Consider the following 18,020-nt stretch of genomic DNA (forward strand, 5'->3'; position numbering starts at 1 on the left):
CAATTATGTGAGGCCTAGCTCACATTTAGGGTTGCAGGGTTTTATTTAGAGGCAGGTCGCAGGACACTACGCAACTGAATCCTGCAACCTGTCTCTCTTCTCGTACATGAAACGCCGATGTCTCTGTTTGTTATGGCTGGCTCTCATCTTTCCTTGCCTACCTTTGCAGGCGCATGATCCCTTGCTCACATCGTTTCAATCATACGGCGGTCTTAATGGCCTAGGTGATGTTCGCGATGTGGCGGTGCAGTCATCTGGTGGTATGTGGCTGTTGGATAACCAAGGGCGCATTCACTTTTTTGATGGCCATCAGCGCCATCCACTCAACGATGCCCTGACGTTGCCTGATGAAAAGATCTTGACCATTGCTTATGCTCACCAAGCGCTTTGGATGGCAGGGAGGCAACATGTTTATCGTTTCCAACCTAGTACCAATACGCTTACCGCTTTCCCATTGCCCGATGCCGTTGCACAGACACGCGCTGAGCATGCGCCTCGTTCCCCCCAATCGCCTCGGCTGGCGACGATCAATAATACGCTATGGCACATTCAAAGCGGTCAGATAAGCGTCTATCAACGGGAAGATAAGGCCTTTCATGTGTGGCGAACGGGTCCGTGGCGTGCTGATAACGTTTGGTTCACTGCGGGCCATCGACTGTTTGCGGTCGGGACAAGCTTATACCAACTCAGTGACGCGGGTGTGCGTCAACTGACACGCTTTTCTACGCCGATTACAGCGATCACGGCGAAACAAGACAGAGCCTGGATCAGTACCGAAAAGCGTGTTTATCTACTGGCATTATCGGGCGATCAAGTAAAAGCACAACACGTGTTGAATACTCGTGGAGGCTACCAAAGAATGACGGTCGGCTCGGGCGGGTTGTGGGCCGCCAATCATGAGGGATTATTTCGACTTTCCCTAGACGGTGTCGCGACGCCCGTTTGGAAGCCAGGCTATCAGGGAATTGCAGGTCGAAACGTCACGTTTTTATGGGGAGATTTTGATGGGGGAATTTGGTTTTCAACCGATCAGGCTACACGTTATCGTGCCCCGGGCCAGCGTTGGATCACGCATCAACACCGTGCGTTTCCCAGCGTGTTTACCCATGGTTTTATGGCGCAAAGTAACCCTTGGGGGCTAGAGGGAGACAGTTGGCGTGATTTAAGTGGGGATCGCACTGTACCGTCGACCCCGGACGCAAGTGGTAAATATCTCAGTGCCACCCGAGACGCTCAGCGCCTTTGGTGGTCAACACCGTCAGGTATAAAAGGGGTCAACACGCAAACAGGGGCAAGTATCACCGTGCCCGATCGGTTGGCAACGTTGCCCGCTGAGCATCTATATACTGATGCCGAGGGCACAATCTGGTTATCGGTTGACGACCAGGTGATGCGCTATTGGCCGGACACACAGACGTTAGTTAGTTATGGCACGAGATGGCAGACTCATCACGCGGGTAAGGTGTTAGGCTTTTACGATGATGGTCGCGGCAGTGTTTGGATCCGAGATCAGAATGGATTAACCCGTTACCGAGAGGGGCATTTTACGTCGATACCTTTGGAAAAAGACCGACTGCCTGTGCAGGATATGTATACCGATGAACGAGGTCGTTTATGGCTCACCAGTGCGCGCGGTGTATATCAATACGATCCTAGCGCTGCAGAAGCCGCATCATTGGTTTATTTGTCGCTACCCGATGAGCGATTCCACTGTGTCACTGGTAACCGCGACGGCGTATGGGCGTACAGTAACCAAGCATTGGTACACATTGCCCCGCGAGGGTTTGTGCGCACATTTCGCCTTCCATCTGATGCAGACAAAGTGGCCTGCTACGCGACCCAACCCCATCAGCTCACTCTGCTGGCAGGGGATTATACCTATCAGATAGATACTGACCAATTGGCGTTCTCTCTGCGTAAACCGCCCAGTGTCGTGGTTGGCGCTGTTTGGCAGCAACATAAGCGTTGGCGTATTGGCCCTCGACAACAAACAGCGGTGACCTTACTAGAACGAAGCCCCGCTCACTTAGCGTGGGGAAGTTGGCCACCAGAGCGACAAGTGACACGGGTCCATTACCAGCTCGTGCCCTATCAGCACGCTGGGCAGGCAATGGCTGACAAACTGGCTGCTTGGCAGCAAACCGGCAGCGATACGATTTCCTTGGCCAATATGGTGGGGGGGCACTATCAATTACGTATTGCCATTCCGCGTGATGGTGCGTCTCACACCGTGTTAGATATCTCTGTCTCTCTCCCTCTGTTGCCTCATATTATCAATGGCATAGTATTAGCCTGTTTTGTGAGCGTAGTCCTTTCTGCTGTTGTATTAGCCCTTAGACAACGTCATTTATCGGCTTCACACCTGGATACATCGAGCGTGCCTACATCCGACTCGCTGGATGAAATCTCGGATGTTACATATCCTATCGGATTTGAATCGCCCTCATCGGTGGCGCTGGCTTCAGACCACGCCAATCAGCGATGGACAGCCGAGTTTGAGAAAGTTATCGCGGCCAAGTATCAAGATCCTGACTTTTCAATGGCTCAGGTAGCAAGCGCGTTAGCGATGTCTGAGCGCAATTTGCAACGTAAGTGTCGACAGTATTTTGGTGTGACGGTCACAGCGTATGTAACACAAAAGCGACTTAGCGATGCGGCTGCACTTTTACAACATGGTAACGCAGTTGCCGATGTGGCGGAGATATGTGGTTATCGTGACCCAGCGTATTTTAGTCAGCGCTTTAAAAGCTATTATGGTGTTAGCCCTTCGCATTATCGGCAAGCAATGACCGAAGTGACCATGGCCGATATGCTCGACTAGTGTTCGTGGCCGGCGAAAATGGTGTGCTTGATGGAAAAGGAAAGAAAAGAAAACGTGGCATAGCCGGGGAGCCATGCCACGGGTGTCAACGACACCTTCGCTTGCTGCCGAGGGCGGGGAACCCGCCCTGGTAAAAAAATGGGCTGGTCAGGCGTGTATTGTCGTAACCAGTGGCGTCAATATACCGTGATTTGAGCTTGAGCCGTTATGACTAAACCGCCAACCTCGTTTTGACAGACATGCAATTAAGGTGTTGATAATTAATGGCTTATTTCTGTCTGTCTTTTGATTTTGACGAAAATAACGAAGTGCATTTACTCTTTGACGACTAACCCACTGGCGGCGAGTGCCTCTCTCAGCTGGTGGATGAGGCGTAGTGCTTGTTCGTGAGGACGATGCCCCACTTGTAGGTGGCCCCAAATCGGATTTGGCCAGACTGGATCTGTTTTAAACCGAGCAACATGGTGGACATGGAGCTGAGGAACCAGGTTACCAATCGCGGCGATATTGAGCTTGTCAGGGCAAAATAGATGTTCAAGACAGCGCGCTACTTTGGCCGACTCTTGCCACAGCGATTGCTGCTCAGTATCGTCAAGATGGTGAATTTCTTCGATGTCCCGCTTACGTGGGATCAGCAAGAGCCATGGACCAATATCGGCATGCGCAAGGCGCAACTGACAAAGTGAGAAGTCACCGACATAAGCGCTATCGGCGGCTAATCGAGAGTGGAGAACAAAGGACATATAAACTCCTTATTGCAATGCGAGTGCTTAGCTTACATCACAACTTGCTTTTGGGTCACAAACTCCTCACCGAGTAGGAGGATTCGCCTCCAAATAAATAAAAAGCAAGTACCCTTAACACAATGTTGAAAGCGAAATGTGTCGACGAATGCGAGAGGAGGTGGCATGCACTATCAAGACGTCCTAGCTTTTTGGTTTGGCGGCGAGCGTAGTGAGTGGGTTCCTTCATCCGCCTTGCAGGCGCGGTGGTTTGGCGGTAGTCCAGACGTTGATGAGGCGATTCGCGAGCGGTTCCAATCTTGGGTTAGTGCAGCTGGCGCGGGCGCGTTAAATGACTGGGCCCAGACCGCAGAGGGGCGTTTGGCATTGATTATTTTGCTCGACCAATTCCCCCGAAACTTATACCGCGGTTTGGCAGCAGCATACCGATATGATGCCTTAGCATTAGCGCTGTGTAAGGCAGGACTTGCGAAAGGTGACGACCAAGCCTTAACCCCGCTTCAACGGGTGTTTTTCTATCTCCCCTTAGAGCATGCTGAAGAAGAAGCAGAACAAGAGGAAGCATTGTTTCGGTTTGATCAACTGCGTCAGAAAGTGAGTGGGGAGGCAACAGCTTGGTACGAGCAATGCTTTGATTACGCACGCCAACACTACGACATTATTACCACCTTTGGTCGATTTCCTCATCGTAATGCGGTGATGGGACGGTTATCGACTCCCGAGGAACGGTTATGGCTTAGCGAAACGGATCAGCGTTTTGGTCAGGGATAAAAAAGCGCCCACTTGCAAAAAGTGAGCGCTTTTCTTCTGTACTTATCGGCACAACAAGGAGCATCTAACCTTGTTACATGCGTTCTAGCGTGTTGATACCTAACAGATCTAGGCCTTGCTTGATGGTTTTGGCAGTCAATGCCGCCATTCTCAGTCGGCTTTGGCGTGTGTTTCCTTCAGAAAGCAGGATAGGGCACGCTTCGTAGAAGCTTGAGAACAAACCAGCCAGTTCAAACAGATAGCTACACATCAGGTGAGGCTGACCCTCGCGAGCCACAGACTTAACCGCTTCTTCAAACTGAAGCAGCTTGGCGACCAGCGCTTTTTCTTTCTCATGCTCAATCAGCATTTCACCGTCGAGTGCATCGCGGTCAACCCCAGACTTGGCAAAGACTGACGCCACACGGGTGTAGGCATACTGCATGTAAGGGGCGGTGTTGCCCTCGAAGGCCAGCATGTGATCCCAGTCGAAGATATAGTCCGTGGTACGATGCTTTGACAGATCGGCATATTTGACGGCTGCCATCGCCACCGTGGTTGAGATATCTCGCTGCGTCTCAGCATCCATCTCAGGGTTTTTCTCAGCGATAAGCGCCTTAGCACGTGTTTCTGCTTCATCAAGCAAGTCAGCAAGACGAACAGTTCCGCCTGAACGTGTCTTAAAGGGTTTACCATCTTTGCCGAGCATCATGCCAAAAGCGTGGTGCTCAAGGCTGACCGAATCGGGTACATAGCCCGCTTTACGCACAATGGTCCACGCTTGCATCAGGTGCTGATGCTGACGGGAATCAATGAAGTAGAGCACACGGTCGGCATTGAACTGCTCGTAACGATATTTAGCGCAAGCAATATCCGTGGTGGTGTACAAATAGCCACCATCACGTTTTTGGATGATCACACCCATTGGCTCGCCGTCTTTGTTTTTGTACTCGTCGAGGAAGACAACTTGCGCGCCATCATCTTCTACGGCAATCCCTTTGGCTTTTAAGTCTTCAACAATACCGGGCAACATATCGTTATACAGACTTTCACCCATCACATCTTTATTGCTCAATGAAACATTAAGACGATCATAGTTACGTTGGTTTTGCTCCAACGTCACTTTTACCAATTTTTCCCATTTTTCTTTGCAATAGGCATCGCCTCGCTGCAGGCGGACCACGTAGTCGCGCGCTGTCGCAGCAAAGGCTTCATCTTCATCGTAACGCGCCTTTGACTCACGATAGAAGTTCTCGATATCCCCCAGTTCCATGGAGACATCGTCACCGCGTGATTCATGTAACTCGAGGTTGGCAATGAGCATACCGAACTGTGTCCCCCAATCACCTAGGTGATTGGCACGGGTCACGTTGTGGCCTAAAAATTCGAGGGTGCGTACAACGGCGTCACCAATGATAGTGGAACGAAGGTGGCCAACGTGCATTTCTTTCGCCACGTTGGGGGCGGAGTAATCCACCACAATGTTTTGTGTGTCTTGCTTTTCGACACCGAGGCGCGCGTCTGATAGCGCGGCATCCGCCTGCTTCGCCAGCCACTGGTCATTCAAAAAGATATTGATAAAGCCAGGGCCCGCAATTTCTGTTTTACTCGCCACATCACCTAAATCGAGGGCGTCCAACACTTTCTGGGCAAATTCACGGGGGTTAGTGCCGAGCTTTTTGGCTGCGCCCATCACACCATTGGCTTGATAGTCACCAAATTGTGGCTTCGCAGACTGACGCACTGCCGCTGGTGTGCCCTCAGGCGCACCCGCCGCAACCATCGCGGCAGACACTTTTTCGTTAAGAAGACTTTGAATATTCACTTGCTTACCTTTACTACTAGCCGGGCTGATTATGAACGACCCGTTATGTGGGCTTCCAGCTTATTAATACAAGAATCCGCCAACACTGCACTGCCACGTAACCAAGCGTGCAAACACAGTGTTGGCGGGATGCTGTATTGTTGCGAACCATGACGTCAATCGACGCGGATTATCCCTAATGATACCCATAAAACAGCAGGCATTGGCAATAGTTATTCAACCTCATCCTTGATATCTTTCGCGACTGGAAGACAACGAGTACCTTAAAACCTTGAGAGGTCACTATGCATGATGCCAGCAATTGGACATCCCTGATGCGAGATCAAGCAGCTTTTACAGATAAAATCAATCAGTTGCTGGAAGTGTTGGCGATCGACTGTCGTGAACTCGAGCTTGATCACGTCGCGATTCGTACCAATGATAGCGCGCTCACTGATTCGCTGGCCGAACATTTGGGTGAACGGGGGCAACGACTCTCGCAAGCCGTCGTGAATGCCCGTCCTATTCATATTTACCAGCTAGAGACGCCATTGCAGATCGGGCACTGGCAAACCAATGTGGTCGAGTTGCCTTTTCCCAATCACAAAACCTATCCATTTCAAAGCTGGGAACATGTTGAGTTTGTGGTGCCGTGCCAAACGGCAACTATGGAGGCGCTTGAAGCCGCGCTAACATCACGCTTCCCGGGCTTGTTGACGCGCGCGGCTAGCATGGAGGCGGTAACGATCAAACGTAGTGAGCCGCAGGGAGTGGGAGAGCGCCTAGCTAACCCAACCATTGCGTTTAAACACCGCGGTGTTAGCGTGAAGTTTCACCCGTATTCACTGGCGGAAATCATTGCCAGTGAAGCCCATTTTTAATCATAGGCTTCACGGTCAGCGTATTTTGTCACAAGGTCACGTGCTATAGGATCACGGTTTTGTTGCCATGGACAAACACACGGTCCTCGGTGACAGACTCGATGGCCTGACTCAGTACGCTCTTTTCTACATCTCGACCTGCTTTGGCCATATCTTGTGCGCTAAAGCTGTGATCAACATGAATTACGTCTTGGCCAATAATCGGTCCCTCATCTAAATCATTAGTGACAAAGTGCGCCGTCGCGCCAATGATTTTAACGCCACGCTCGAAGGCTTGGTGGTATGGACGGGCCCCGATAAAGGCAGGCAAAAAGCTGTGATGGATATTGATGATGCGATGCGGATACTGGGCGACAAAGTCAGGTGTCAGTACTCGCATGTATTTTGCCAACACAATGTAATCAGGTTGATGGCCTTGAATGGCTTTCAGCATCGCCTGTTCATGATCTTCTCGGCTTAGGCCTTCATGACTCACGTAATGAAAAGGAATATCAAAGCGCTCGGTCAGGGGCTGGAGCTTATCGTAGTTACCGACCACCGCTGCAATATCAATCTCGAGCGAGCCGTCGTAGGCTTTCATCAAAATATCACCGAGGCAGTGGGATTCTTTGGTGACCATGATGACGACGCGTTTGCGGCGCGAGCTAATCAGTTGGCGCTGGCTGCCAGGTGGTAGCGCATGATCAAGGTCGAGAAGCAGGGTGTGATCATTAAAAATCCCCTCCAGCTCAGTACGCATATAAAACTGCCCAGTGACATTATCGACATACTCACGATTGTGAATAATGTTGAGTTGATGTTTGTAGCAAATATTGGTGATGGTCGCGATAAGCCCTTGGGCGTCAGGACAGTCCGTGAGAAGTGTTTTTCGTTCCATGTTGGTTGTGTACTGCTGATGACTAAACCCTCGGTTGTACCCTGTCTCAGCCGTAAGGTCAAAGTGATTTTACGATGCGCCATCGGTTTCTCAGGGGAGTGGTTTCATCCCGTAGAGGGGTTTGGCATAATGGCGGCTTTCCCCCTGTGTATTTATACAATGATCCGTAAGGTTTTCTCAGACACTGGCGCGCTGGCTAAAGCGATTGATGGTTTTGTGCCTCGTCAGCCGCAAACAGATATGGCGATTGCTGTTGATGCAACAATTCGTGACCAAGGCCAGCTTGTGGTAGAAGCGGGCACAGGGACAGGGAAAACCTATGCCTATCTCGCCCCGGTTTTATTAAGTGGCAAAAAGGCGATCATCAGCACCGGCTCGAAAAATCTGCAAGAGCAGCTTTACCACCGTGATTTACCGCTGATGAAGTCAGCCTTGGGCTACACAGGAACCACCGCTTTATTGAAAGGTCGCGTGAATTACCTGTGTCCAGAGCGACTCGAGCGACAAATTAGTGAGTGCCATCGTCCCGATAGCGAGCCTGGGCAATTGAGTCAGCTGGTGAAGATTCGCGAGTGGTCGTCGTATACTGAGTCGGGGGATCTGAGTGAATGTGACGCACTGGCTGAAGACAGCCCCCTGATACCTGTGGTGACGTCCACTAATGACAATTGCCTTGGTAAAGACTGTCCAAGCTATGAAGACTGTTATGTGGTCAAAGCCCGACGTCGTGCGATGGATGCCGATGTGGTGGTGGTTAACCATCACCTATTTTTGGCTGATGTTGCTATCAAAGAAACGGGGTTTGGCGAGCTGATCCCAGAAGCAGATGTGATGGTGTTTGATGAAGCGCATCAGCTGCCCGATATCGCCAGTCAGTATTTTGGTCAATCGCTATCCAGTCGGCAATTGCAAGATGTTGCCAAAGATATTCATATTGCCTATCGCACGGAGTTACGGGATACACGTCAACTGGAAAAGGTCGCTGATCGCCTCTCGCAAGCCGCGATGGATATGCGCTTGGTGATGGGCGAGCCCGGATACCGAGGTAATTGGCGTGAACTTCAGGCTTCGCCCACAGTAGAGAAAGAGTTGGTGCGATTAGCCGACGCCCTCGATCTTGCCCATGACGTGGTAAAACTATCACTAGGCCGAAGTCAATTGCTTGACGCTGCGTTTGATCGGATTACCTCATTCAAAGCGCGGCTGGCACGCTTAAAAGACACCTCAATTACTGGGTACTCCTATTGGTACGAATGTACGCGGCATCACTTTAGCCTCAACATTACGCCCTTGTCGGTTGCCGATCGCTTTCGTGAGCAAATGGCCGAACAGGGTGGCGCTTGGATTTTCACTTCCGCAACCTTGGCCGTTGAAGGGGACTTTGCGCACTTTAACCACCGCCTAGGAATTGACGCTAAGCAGCAAATGACACTGGAAAGCCCCTTTGACTATCCCAATCAGGCGAGGCTTTGCGTGCCTCGTCATGTACCGGAAACCAATAGTTTTCGTCGTGCCAACAAACTTGCCGCATTATTGGGGCCAGTGATTGAGCGTAACCAAGGCCGTTGCTTTTTCCTGTGTACGTCACATCAAATGGTACGCGAGCTGTCAGCCTTGTTTCGTGAACAGCTGTCATTGCCGGTGCTCATGCAAGGTGAGATGCCCAAGCAGCGCCTATTGGCAGAATATTTGTCGTTGGGCAATGCGTTGCTGGTGGCGACGGGCGCTTTTTGGGAAGGCATTGATGTGCGTGGGCAAGCGCTCAGTTGTGTGATCATCGATAAACTCCCGTTTGCCTCCCCCGATGATCCTTTATTAAAAGCACGAATAGAAGATTGTAAACTGCAAGGGGGGGATCCCTTTGCTCAGGTACAGATCCCCGAGGCGGTGATCACCCTAAAGCAAGGGGTGGGACGTCTCATTCGGGATCAACAAGATTTTGGTGCACTGGTTATTTGTGACAACCGATTGGTAACTCGCGCATACGGCGCAACCTTTTTGCGCAGCTTGCCGGCGATCCCTCGCACGCGGGATTTACACCACATTGACGATTTTTTGTCGGGCAGTGACACCAACAGCAACACGATGCACTCGCATTTATTAGATCAACCGATAGAGGGTTAAATGACGCTACGAATATTGGCCGTAGATACGGCGACCGAAAACTGCTCTGTCGCACTGTGTTGTGATGATCAGGTTATCACGCGCAGCGAAATTGCACCGCGTGAGCATACCAACAAGATCCTACCCATGGTGGATGAGGTGTTGGCAGAAGCGGGTATTGGGCTGGGGCAGTTAGATGCTCTGGCGTTTGGCCGCGGGCCAGGAAGTTTCACCGGTGTGCGTATTGGCATCGGTATTGCACAAGGTTTAGCGTTTGGGGCGGGTGTGCCCATGATTGGTGTCTCAACATTGGAAGCGATGGCAGCACAAAGCTATCGGCTACACAACGCGACCCAAGTATTGGCGGCGATTGATGCGCGTATGAGTGAACTCTATGTCGGCCAATATCGGCGGACTGACACTGGCGCATGGCAGGGTGTCGGTGAAGAGAGGGTCGTCGCTCCGGAAGCACTCACCCCTGAGTGTACTGAGGGAGTATGGACATTGGCAGGAACCGGATGGGCAGCCTATCCTGATCTGGCGGCACATTTGGCACTGCAGACGGCATCGTCAGAAGTGTTATATCCTCAGGCACAAGATATGTTGGATATTGCTAAGCACGCATATCGTGCGGGAGACACGGTTGCTGCAGAGCTCGCAAGCCCGACGTATCTGCGGGATAAAGTGACTTGGAAAAAACTACCTGGTCGCGAATAACCACAATAAGGCCGGCAGCATAGGACGTGAATATGGTATCGATTAACGGTGTATCCTCCCCACAGACAAACCGGCCTAACCACCCCCAACGCACGGGAAAAAAGCCTCAAACCACGCGCAAACAAACGCCCAAGACAACGCAAGTGGCAAAGGCGGTTCGCCAGCGTGTTGACCCCGCTGCTATTGCGCAAGCAGAACAGGCGAAACAAGAATACGTGCAATACGATTTGCCGGATGGTCGCGGCCGTCAAGCGATGGCCTCCTACTTCGCGGTGTTAAATCAAGCCAGGCGAGAGGAACTGATCAACTTAGTGGGCGTCGATATCTATGTGTGATGTGGCGTGAAAGGAGCCTGATATGAAGTCTTACCTGTTTGTTTTATGCGGCGTGTTGCTACTGAGTGGCTGTACAAGTTTGCCCGAGTCACTAAAAGGCCGGATGGATCAGCCCGTGACCGAATATCCGGTGGTCGCGAAAATGACCCAAGCAAATCAAGGAGAAGAGGTACGCCTTGGGGGCCTGATCGTCGGGGTGAATAACCGTGAGCAGGACTCTGTGGTTGAAATAGTGGCCTTGCCAACGTCGACAGCGGGTCGGCCTGATATCGATGCATCGTCACTTGGGCGTTTCAAAGCGATTTTTACTGGCTTTATTGAACCGGCTGATTATGCCAAAGGCCGGCCGATAACGGTGTTGGGCGACTTTCAGGGCCGTCAGGCGGGAAAGGTGGGGGATTATTCCTATGACTATCCTGTGCTTAAGGTAAAAGGGCATCAGCTTTGGGATATTCAACAGCATGTGGTTGATGATGACAGACCTTATTGCTACGGCTTGTACTGCTCCCGAGTGCGCATTGGCGTTGGCACGGGACGGGTGCAAAGCGTGATTAGCTTACCTTATTAGCTTACCTTATTAGCTTACCTTATTAGCCCTTAAATGTGACGATGATGACACCGCAATTGACGGAGACACTCGAGGCATTATTGGCGTCTGATCCGGCAGCACTCGGGTTATCGTCTGGCTTAACGCCTACCTCGATTCGACTTAATGATGTGACAGTGGCAGCGGCAATACGCTCAGCAAGCGGCGCAGCGCCAACATTGGTTTTTTTACATGGTTGGCAAGACAACCTAGCGAGTTTCTATTCGCTGATCCCCATGTTGCCTCAAGACTACGGGTTACTCATGTTTGATTGGCCCGGGCATGGTTTATCTGAGCATAAAGCCGGGGATTATCATTACCCGTTTTTTGATTATCTAGACAGCTTGCATCAAGTCCTTCACCAAACACCTTGCTCGCAACCTGAGAAAAGGGGGCCCTTCATATTGGTGGGACACTCGCTAGGAGGGTTAGTGGCCAGCTGTTATGCAGCCAGTTTTCCTGAATCGATCGCGGGTGTTGTCTCGATAGAAGCACTAGGGCCCATTGTTGAACCTGAACACAAAATCACCGAACGCATCGCGAAAAGTCTCAATCAGCGCTTAAATTCAGCGCAAAAAGCACCACGTCTCTTTGATTCTGCGATTAAAGCGCTACAATTGCGCGCGTCCATTAATAAAGTCGCCTGTCAGTCATTGATGCCACTGGTTGCACGAGGGATCGAGCGATGCAGCCATGGTGTACGTTGGCGTCATGATCCCAAGCTTCGTGGTGAGCCTCTGTATCGAATGGCGCCCGGCCATGGAGAGTCGATTATTCGAGCGATTGAATGCCCTGTGCTGGCGATTCGCGCGACAGACGGGTATCCTGCGCTGCGCTCTGCCGATGCCGCGCAACGAGCCACATGGTTTAAGCAACTGACACTCATTGAGATCCCCGGGACACATCATTGTCACCTTCAGCAACCGCAACAAACTGTGTCGTTAATAACGGATTTTGTGACCAAAATTCAAACGCGCACTTAAAATGCTCGTGTAAAAATAATGTTAACGCTATGGTGGGCAGGTTAAACACCTGTTTGAATTATGCCTCGCGTCGATCGAAGCAGGCAATATAGCCTGCAAGTTAACACATAGGAGAAAGCCAGTGGAAAAGGTATGGCTTAATCGTTACCCGTCGGATGTGCCGGCGGAAATAGATCCAGATGCCCATCGCTCTCTGGTCGAGATGTTTGAACACTCTGTCCAGCAGTACGCGGATCAAACTGCCTTTATCAATATGGGGCAGGTCATGACATTTCGTAAACTGGAAGAGCGTAGCCGTGCGTTTGCTGCCTATCTACAAAATGAGCTGAAACTGAAAAAAGGCGATCGCGTTGCCATTATGATGCCGAACTTGCTGCAATATCCGATTGCCCTGTTTGGTATTTTACGAGCCGGTTGTGTGGCCGTGAATGTTAACCCGTTATACACCCCTCGCGAGCTCGAGCACCAATTAACAGACGCCGGAGCAAAGGCGATTGTGATTGTGAGTAACTTTGCTCACACGTTGGAGAAGGTGGTCGACAATACGCCGGTTAAACACGTGGTATTGACCAGTTTGGGCGAACAGTTGCCACGTGCCAAAGGGACCCTGGTTAACTTCGTGGTCAAATACGTCAAAAAAATGGTGCCTAAGTATCATTTGCCACACGCCACCTCGATGCGCCAAGCGCTGCGCCGTGGTCGACGTATGCAATATGTGAAGCCTTTTTTGAAAGGCGAAGACATTGCGTTTTTACAATATACCGGTGGCACCACGGGGTTAGCGAAAGGTGCGGTACTGACTCACAGAAATATGCTGGCTAACGTGTATCAAGCGAAGGGCACGTATCAGCCGGTACTCAATGCGGGTGAGGAGTTAGTTGTCACCGCATTGCCGCTGTATCACGTATTTGCGCTCACGGTGAACTGCCTATTGTTTATTGAAATGGGTGGACAAAACCTACTGATCACTAATCCACGCGATATTCCAGGTTTTGTCAAAGAGCTGCAAAAGTATCCGTTTACGGCCATTACAGGTGTGAACACTCTGTTTAACGCGCTGCTCCATAACGAAGATTTCCATGAATTGGACTTTTCTAACCTGCGCTTGACCGTCGGTGGTGGCATGGCCGTGCAAAGGGCTGTTGCGGAAAACTGGAAAAAGCTGACGGGCAAGCATCTGCTTGAAGGCTATGGATTAACAGAGTGCTCGCCACTGGTCGCGGCTTATCCTTATGATTTACGCGACTATAACGGCTCCATTGGTCTGCCCGTACCATCAACGGAGGTGCGCATTGTCGACGATCAAGGTGATGATGTGGCGGACAACCAGCCGGGTGAGTTGTTAGTGCGCGGCCCGCAAGTGATGCAAGGGTATTGGAATCGCCCAGAGGCGACACGAGAAAGCATCGACGAGCATGGTTGGTTAGCCACTGGCGATGTGGTGCAGTTCGATGATGACGGCTTCTTGCATATTGTGGATCGTAAAAAAGACATGATCCTTGTCTCTGGCTTTAACGTGTATCCTAATGAAGTGGAAGATGTCGTTGCTTTGCATGACAAGGTGCTAGAAGTTGCCGCCATTGGCCAGCCAGATGAGAACTCTGGGGAAGTGGTTAAGATCTGTGTGGTCAAAAAAGATCCTTCGCTGACGCGAGATGATCTGGTGGCGCACTGTCGCAAACACCTCACTGGCTACAAGGTGCCACGTGTCGTGGAATTTAGAGATGAACTGCCTAAAACCAATGTGGGTAAAATTCTGCGTCGAGAGTTACGTGATGAGCCGCAAGCCACCGAGCAAAAAGCGTCAGCTTAATGCGAACCGACCCAGAAAAGGGTAAACTGTCGATAACGAATCACGAAATGCCGGCCTCGCCGGCATTTTCTTTATGGGCTTTTTTGTGAACTATCAACAAATCACCACCGATCAACAACTGGTCGATATCTGCGCACATTTCCGTGACCAAGCCGTTGTGATGCTTGATACCGAGTTTGTCCGTACGCGTACCTTTTATGCACAACTGGGGCTTATCCAGATTTATGATGGCGAGCAACTGGCGCTGGTTGATCCGCTAGCGATTGATGATCTCTCCCCGTTATGGGCGCTGTTGAGTGACACCCAGGTCACCAAGGTGTTACATGCGAGTAGTGAAGACTTAGAGGTTTTTCAGCACTATGCGGGCGTATTGCCAACTCCCATGATAGACACGCAAATCGTCGCCGCCTTTTTAGGTCATGGCGTCTCCGAGGGCTTCGCAAGCTTGGTTGAGCGTTATGTCGGCGTAAGCTTAGATAAAGGGGAGTCACGCACTGATTGGTGTGCGCGCCCCTTAACGGAAAAGCAGAAACAGTACGCCGCCGCAGATGTGTATTACTTGCTGCCGCTTTATCAAGCGCTGACTCAAGCCCTATCCGAAACGCAGTGGCACGACGCTATGGTGGAAGAGTGTGCATTGCTGAGCCGTAAAAAACAGCTGGCAAAATCAGATGAGGCCGCTTACCTCGATATCAAATATGCGTGGCAGCTTAATCGTCAACAACTGGCCGTTTTGCAGGCCCTTGCCAAATGGCGTGCAAAGGAAGCACGACGCCGAAATATGGCACTCAACTTCATTGTTAAAGAGCAGCACCTTTTTAAAATGGCACGCTACGGTATCCGTACCGTTGAGCAAATGAATGAACATGGGTTCGACAAATTTGAAGTGCGTTATCATGCACAAACCTTGATAAAGCTGGCCACGCAAGCGGATAAAACCCCCTTAGCGAAATGCCCACCGGTCATCACACGCTTAGTTGATGAACCAGGGTATAAGTCGGTGATTAAAGCGATTAAGGAGCAGGTACAAACTCAGGCAGATAAATCAGGCCTAGCCCCTGAGTTTATTGGCTCCAAAAAGCAGCTTAATCAATTGATTACCTGGGTATGGCGAGAGGAATGTCAAGAAGATAAACGCCCTGATTTAGCCTCGGGATGGCGCTTTCGGTTAGTGGGAGAGACATTGCTGACGATGATCCCTAACGCCCCAGGGGCATAGCCATCATCTCGCGGATAAACAAAAAGCGGTGACCTAAAACCACCGCTTTTTGTCGTAGCCCGTCGTGATTGAGATCTAGCTCTCTTTCCCCTCTTCGGGCAAGGTCACATTCAGCTCCAAGACGGATAGATCATCATCGCCTTGTTCTAGGCTAACAGACACCTGGTCCGGTGCGATATCCACGTATTTGCGGATCACGTCTAAAATATCTTGCTTGAGCTGGGGCAAATAAGTCGGCGCAGGGCTATCGGCACTGCGACGCTCGGCAACAATGATTTGTAAACGCTCTTTGGCAATATTGGCCGACTTTTTCTTTGATGGACGGAAGAATTCAAGCAGTGCCACATTAGCCTCCGAATAAGCGTTTTAGGAAACCTTTGCGCTCTTCCTCAATAAAGCGGAAGGGACGCTCTTCACCCAGCAGACGCGCAATGGCATCTTCATAGGCTTGGCCCGCATCTGACTCTTGGTCAAGCACCACAGGCTCACCTTTGTTTGAGGCGTGCAATACAGACTGACTTTCAGGGATGACCCCTAACAGTGGAATACGCAGAATATCTTCTACATCTTCAACACTGAGCATTTCACCGTTGGTCACTCGCGTGGGGTTATAGCGAGTAAGCAACAAGTGATGTTTTACCGGATCCTCGCCGTTTTCTGCGCGGCGTGATTTAGAGTCGAGAATACCAAGAATACGATCAGAGTCGCGTACGGATGAGACCTCTGGGTTAGTGGTCACGATGGCTTCGTCTGCAAAATACAATGCCATCAACGCGCCAGCTTCAATCCCGGCGGGTGAGTCACAAATAATGTATTCAAAGCCAAGTTCATCCATGTCTTTTAAAACACGCTCTACACCGTCTTTGGTTAGCGCATCTTTATCGCGCGTTTGTGAGGCTGGCAGAATAAACAAATTTTCTACGCGTTTATCTTTAATTAATGCTTGATGCAGATTGGCTTCGCCGTTAATGACATTGACAAAGTCATAGACCACGCGACGCTCACAGCCCATCACCAAATCCAGGTTACGTAGGCCAATATCAAAATCGACCACGGCGGTTTTTTTGCCTGTCATGGCCAACCCGGTCGCTAATGCTGCACTCGATGTTGTTTTACCAACACCGCCTTTACCGGAAGTAATTACAATAATTCGTGCCATTCCTCTTCCTTATTCTCTTATAGCGTGAGGGGGTCAATGTGTAAGCTTTCTTGATTAAGTGAGACCATGGAAGGCCGCTCTAAATGTTCTGATGGAATTTTATCGCTGAGCCAATAGCTTCCTGCTACAGACAATAATTCTGACTGAAGGTTCTGACAATAAATACGCGCTTGCTTTTGTCCACTTGCACCGGCAATGGCTCGACCACGCAAGACGCCGTAGATATGGATACTGCCATCGGCTATCACTTCCGCACCGGCACTGACATGGTTGAGGATCACCAGGTCGGCGTTTTTTGCATAGATTTGCTGACCTGAACGCACGGGGGTGGTGACCACTTTTGCAGGCGGCTGAATCGGATCGGCAACCCGGGATTGCTTGCTCGACTTTAACACGGCTAATTGCGCATCCAGCGCAAGCTCACGCGTATCATTGTGGGTGACACCGGTCAGCCCAACGAGAATCATGCCTGTGGCCTGTAAGCATTGCTTTAAGGCGCCGATATCTGGGCATTGTGATAGGCGGCTAATGTCAGCGACAACAGGGGCGCCTTGGAAAAAAGCCGGTGCTTGAGTGACTTTCTCTGTCAAAACAGTGGCAGCGGCAGCAAAATTATCGTCAACGAGGTGGAGGACGGAAAGGGTAAAGGTTGAGCCTTTCAACTCCGGTTGTTTGAGCATGTTATTCGATCCCGGTTTTGTCGTTTAAACACGAGTCAGACGCGCATTATCAGACGTTGGATAGCATGGTATATTCACAGCGCCAATGCGGCAAGCAGGGTTTGCCGCTGATGCGTTATTTCTCCTCTTATTAGTGTTTTTTTAATCTTTGAGCGAGAAATGGCAGCAGATACGTGTTTTGACACACTTTGCTGCAAAGCTTAACAAACCTTTACCCGAAGATGACAATGTATCGCCTGTAATATGGCATGCTCATGAGGACTTTTGAGATGTATTGCGCAATTTATCGTAGCAAAAAGAAAGAAGGTACCTATCTTTATCTTGCAGAGAAAGATAAATTCGATGATGTGCCTGAGGCATTAATGAATAGCTTTGGGCAGCCCGAGTTTGCCATGATGATCAACTTAGACAAGCGCGATAAACTGGCTGCTGTCGACATCAATAAGGTAAAACAAAGCCTGCAAAGTGATGGTTTTTTTGTGCAATTGCCCCCGCCACCTGATGCGGCATTGCAGGCTATTCGTAATAAAAACGAAAAACTGTAAAAGG

Annotated in this window: 17 protein-coding genes; 11 read left to right on the top strand and 6 right to left on the bottom strand. The window is 50.5% G+C overall.

The window, feature by feature from the left end; translation table 11 throughout:
• Nucleotides 1–181: 181 nt before the first annotated feature.
• Nucleotides 182–2,821: an AraC family transcriptional regulator gene (locus N8M53_RS04645; protein WP_269579645.1), complete on the top strand. Its 2,640-nt coding sequence runs from the start codon at nt 182–184 to the stop codon at nt 2,819–2,821.
• Between the two features lie 314 nt (nt 2,822–3,135).
• Here N8M53_RS04645 and N8M53_RS04650 read toward each other — a convergent pair whose 3' ends face one another.
• A complete protein-coding gene (locus N8M53_RS04650; protein WP_269579646.1) occupies nt 3,136–3,564 on the bottom strand; it encodes an HIT domain-containing protein in 429 nt (142 codons plus the stop codon).
• A 165-nt stretch (nt 3,565–3,729) separates the two neighbouring features.
• On the opposite strand from N8M53_RS04650, the gene N8M53_RS04655 reads away from it, so the two are divergent.
• Nucleotides 3,730–4,335 carry a DUF924 family protein gene (locus tag N8M53_RS04655; RefSeq protein ID WP_269579647.1) on the top strand — a complete coding sequence of 202 codons (606 nt, stop codon included), beginning with the start codon at nt 3,730–3,732 and terminating at the stop codon, nt 4,333–4,335.
• A gap of 73 nt (nt 4,336–4,408) precedes the next feature.
• On the opposite strand, the gene argS is transcribed toward N8M53_RS04655, so the two are convergent.
• Nucleotides 4,409–6,139, bottom strand: coding sequence for an arginine--tRNA ligase (gene argS, locus N8M53_RS04660; protein ID WP_269579648.1), 1,731 nt, complete (start codon nt 6,137–6,139; stop codon nt 4,409–4,411).
• 314 nt (nt 6,140–6,453) lie between these two features.
• Here argS and N8M53_RS04665 point away from each other — a divergent pair, with 314 nt between their 5' ends.
• On the top strand, nt 6,454–6,999 hold the full coding sequence (locus tag N8M53_RS04665; protein ID WP_269579649.1) for a VOC family protein: 546 nt from the start codon (nt 6,454–6,456) through the stop codon (nt 6,997–6,999).
• A gap of 43 nt (nt 7,000–7,042) precedes the next feature.
• Here the strand turns inward: N8M53_RS04665 and purU are convergent, their stop codons facing one another.
• Nucleotides 7,043–7,876: a formyltetrahydrofolate deformylase gene (gene purU / locus N8M53_RS04670; protein WP_269579650.1), complete on the bottom strand. Its 834-nt coding sequence runs from the start codon at nt 7,874–7,876 to the stop codon at nt 7,043–7,045.
• A 159-nt stretch (nt 7,877–8,035) separates the two neighbouring features.
• Here purU and N8M53_RS04675 point away from each other — a divergent pair, with 159 nt between their 5' ends.
• From N8M53_RS04675 to rnd, 7 genes are all read left to right on the top strand, one after another.
• Nucleotides 8,036–10,000, top strand: a complete 1,965-nt coding sequence (locus tag N8M53_RS04675; protein WP_269579651.1) for an ATP-dependent DNA helicase — start codon at nt 8,036–8,038, stop codon at nt 9,998–10,000.
• Nucleotides 10,001–10,696, top strand: a complete 696-nt coding sequence (gene tsaB, locus N8M53_RS04680; RefSeq protein WP_269579652.1) for a tRNA (adenosine(37)-N6)-threonylcarbamoyltransferase complex dimerization subunit type 1 TsaB — start codon at nt 10,001–10,003, stop codon at nt 10,694–10,696.
• A gap of 32 nt (nt 10,697–10,728) precedes the next feature.
• Nucleotides 10,729–11,031, top strand: coding sequence for a hypothetical protein (locus N8M53_RS04685; RefSeq protein ID WP_069361426.1), 303 nt, complete (start codon nt 10,729–10,731; stop codon nt 11,029–11,031).
• Between the two features lie 22 nt (nt 11,032–11,053).
• On the top strand, nt 11,054–11,599 hold the full coding sequence (locus N8M53_RS04690) for a Slp family lipoprotein (protein WP_269579653.1): 546 nt from the start codon (nt 11,054–11,056) through the stop codon (nt 11,597–11,599).
• Nucleotides 11,600–11,640: 41 nt separating this feature from the next.
• The gene (locus tag N8M53_RS04695; protein ID WP_269579654.1) at nt 11,641–12,600 is read left to right on the top strand and encodes an alpha/beta fold hydrolase; all 960 of its coding nucleotides are present in this window, start codon (nt 11,641–11,643) and stop codon (nt 12,598–12,600) included.
• A gap of 121 nt (nt 12,601–12,721) precedes the next feature.
• Nucleotides 12,722–14,413, top strand: coding sequence for a long-chain-fatty-acid--CoA ligase FadD (fadD, locus tag N8M53_RS04700; RefSeq protein WP_269579655.1), 1,692 nt, complete (start codon nt 12,722–12,724; stop codon nt 14,411–14,413).
• 85 nt (nt 14,414–14,498) lie between these two features.
• Nucleotides 14,499–15,632: a ribonuclease D gene (rnd, locus tag N8M53_RS04705; RefSeq protein WP_269579656.1), complete on the top strand. Its 1,134-nt coding sequence runs from the start codon at nt 14,499–14,501 to the stop codon at nt 15,630–15,632.
• Between the two features lie 75 nt (nt 15,633–15,707).
• Here rnd and minE read toward each other — a convergent pair whose 3' ends face one another.
• The 3 genes from minE to minC are packed head-to-tail and all read right to left on the bottom strand — an operon-like array spanning nt 15,708 to nt 17,471.
• Complete coding sequence (gene minE, locus N8M53_RS04710; protein WP_046073536.1) at nt 15,708–15,977, bottom strand: cell division topological specificity factor MinE; 270 nt, start codon at nt 15,975–15,977, stop codon at nt 15,708–15,710.
• 1 nt (nt 15,978) lies between these two features.
• Nucleotides 15,979–16,791, bottom strand: a complete 813-nt coding sequence (gene minD, locus N8M53_RS04715; RefSeq protein WP_269579657.1) for a septum site-determining protein MinD — start codon at nt 16,789–16,791, stop codon at nt 15,979–15,981.
• Between the two features lie 17 nt (nt 16,792–16,808).
• Nucleotides 16,809–17,471 (bottom strand): septum site-determining protein MinC, encoded by a 663-nt coding sequence (gene minC / locus N8M53_RS04720; RefSeq protein WP_269579658.1) that lies wholly within the window; start codon nt 17,469–17,471, stop codon nt 16,809–16,811.
• Nucleotides 17,472–17,740: 269 nt separating this feature from the next.
• Here minC and N8M53_RS04725 point away from each other — a divergent pair, with 269 nt between their 5' ends.
• Nucleotides 17,741–18,016 carry a YcgL domain-containing protein gene (locus tag N8M53_RS04725; RefSeq protein WP_069361431.1) on the top strand — a complete coding sequence of 92 codons (276 nt, stop codon included), beginning with the start codon at nt 17,741–17,743 and terminating at the stop codon, nt 18,014–18,016.
• Nucleotides 18,017–18,020 lie beyond the last annotated feature (4 nt).

This window comes from Salinivibrio kushneri (assembly GCF_027286325.1).
In the GTDB taxonomy this organism is placed as follows: Bacteria; Pseudomonadota; Gammaproteobacteria; order Enterobacterales; family Vibrionaceae; genus Salinivibrio; species Salinivibrio kushneri_A.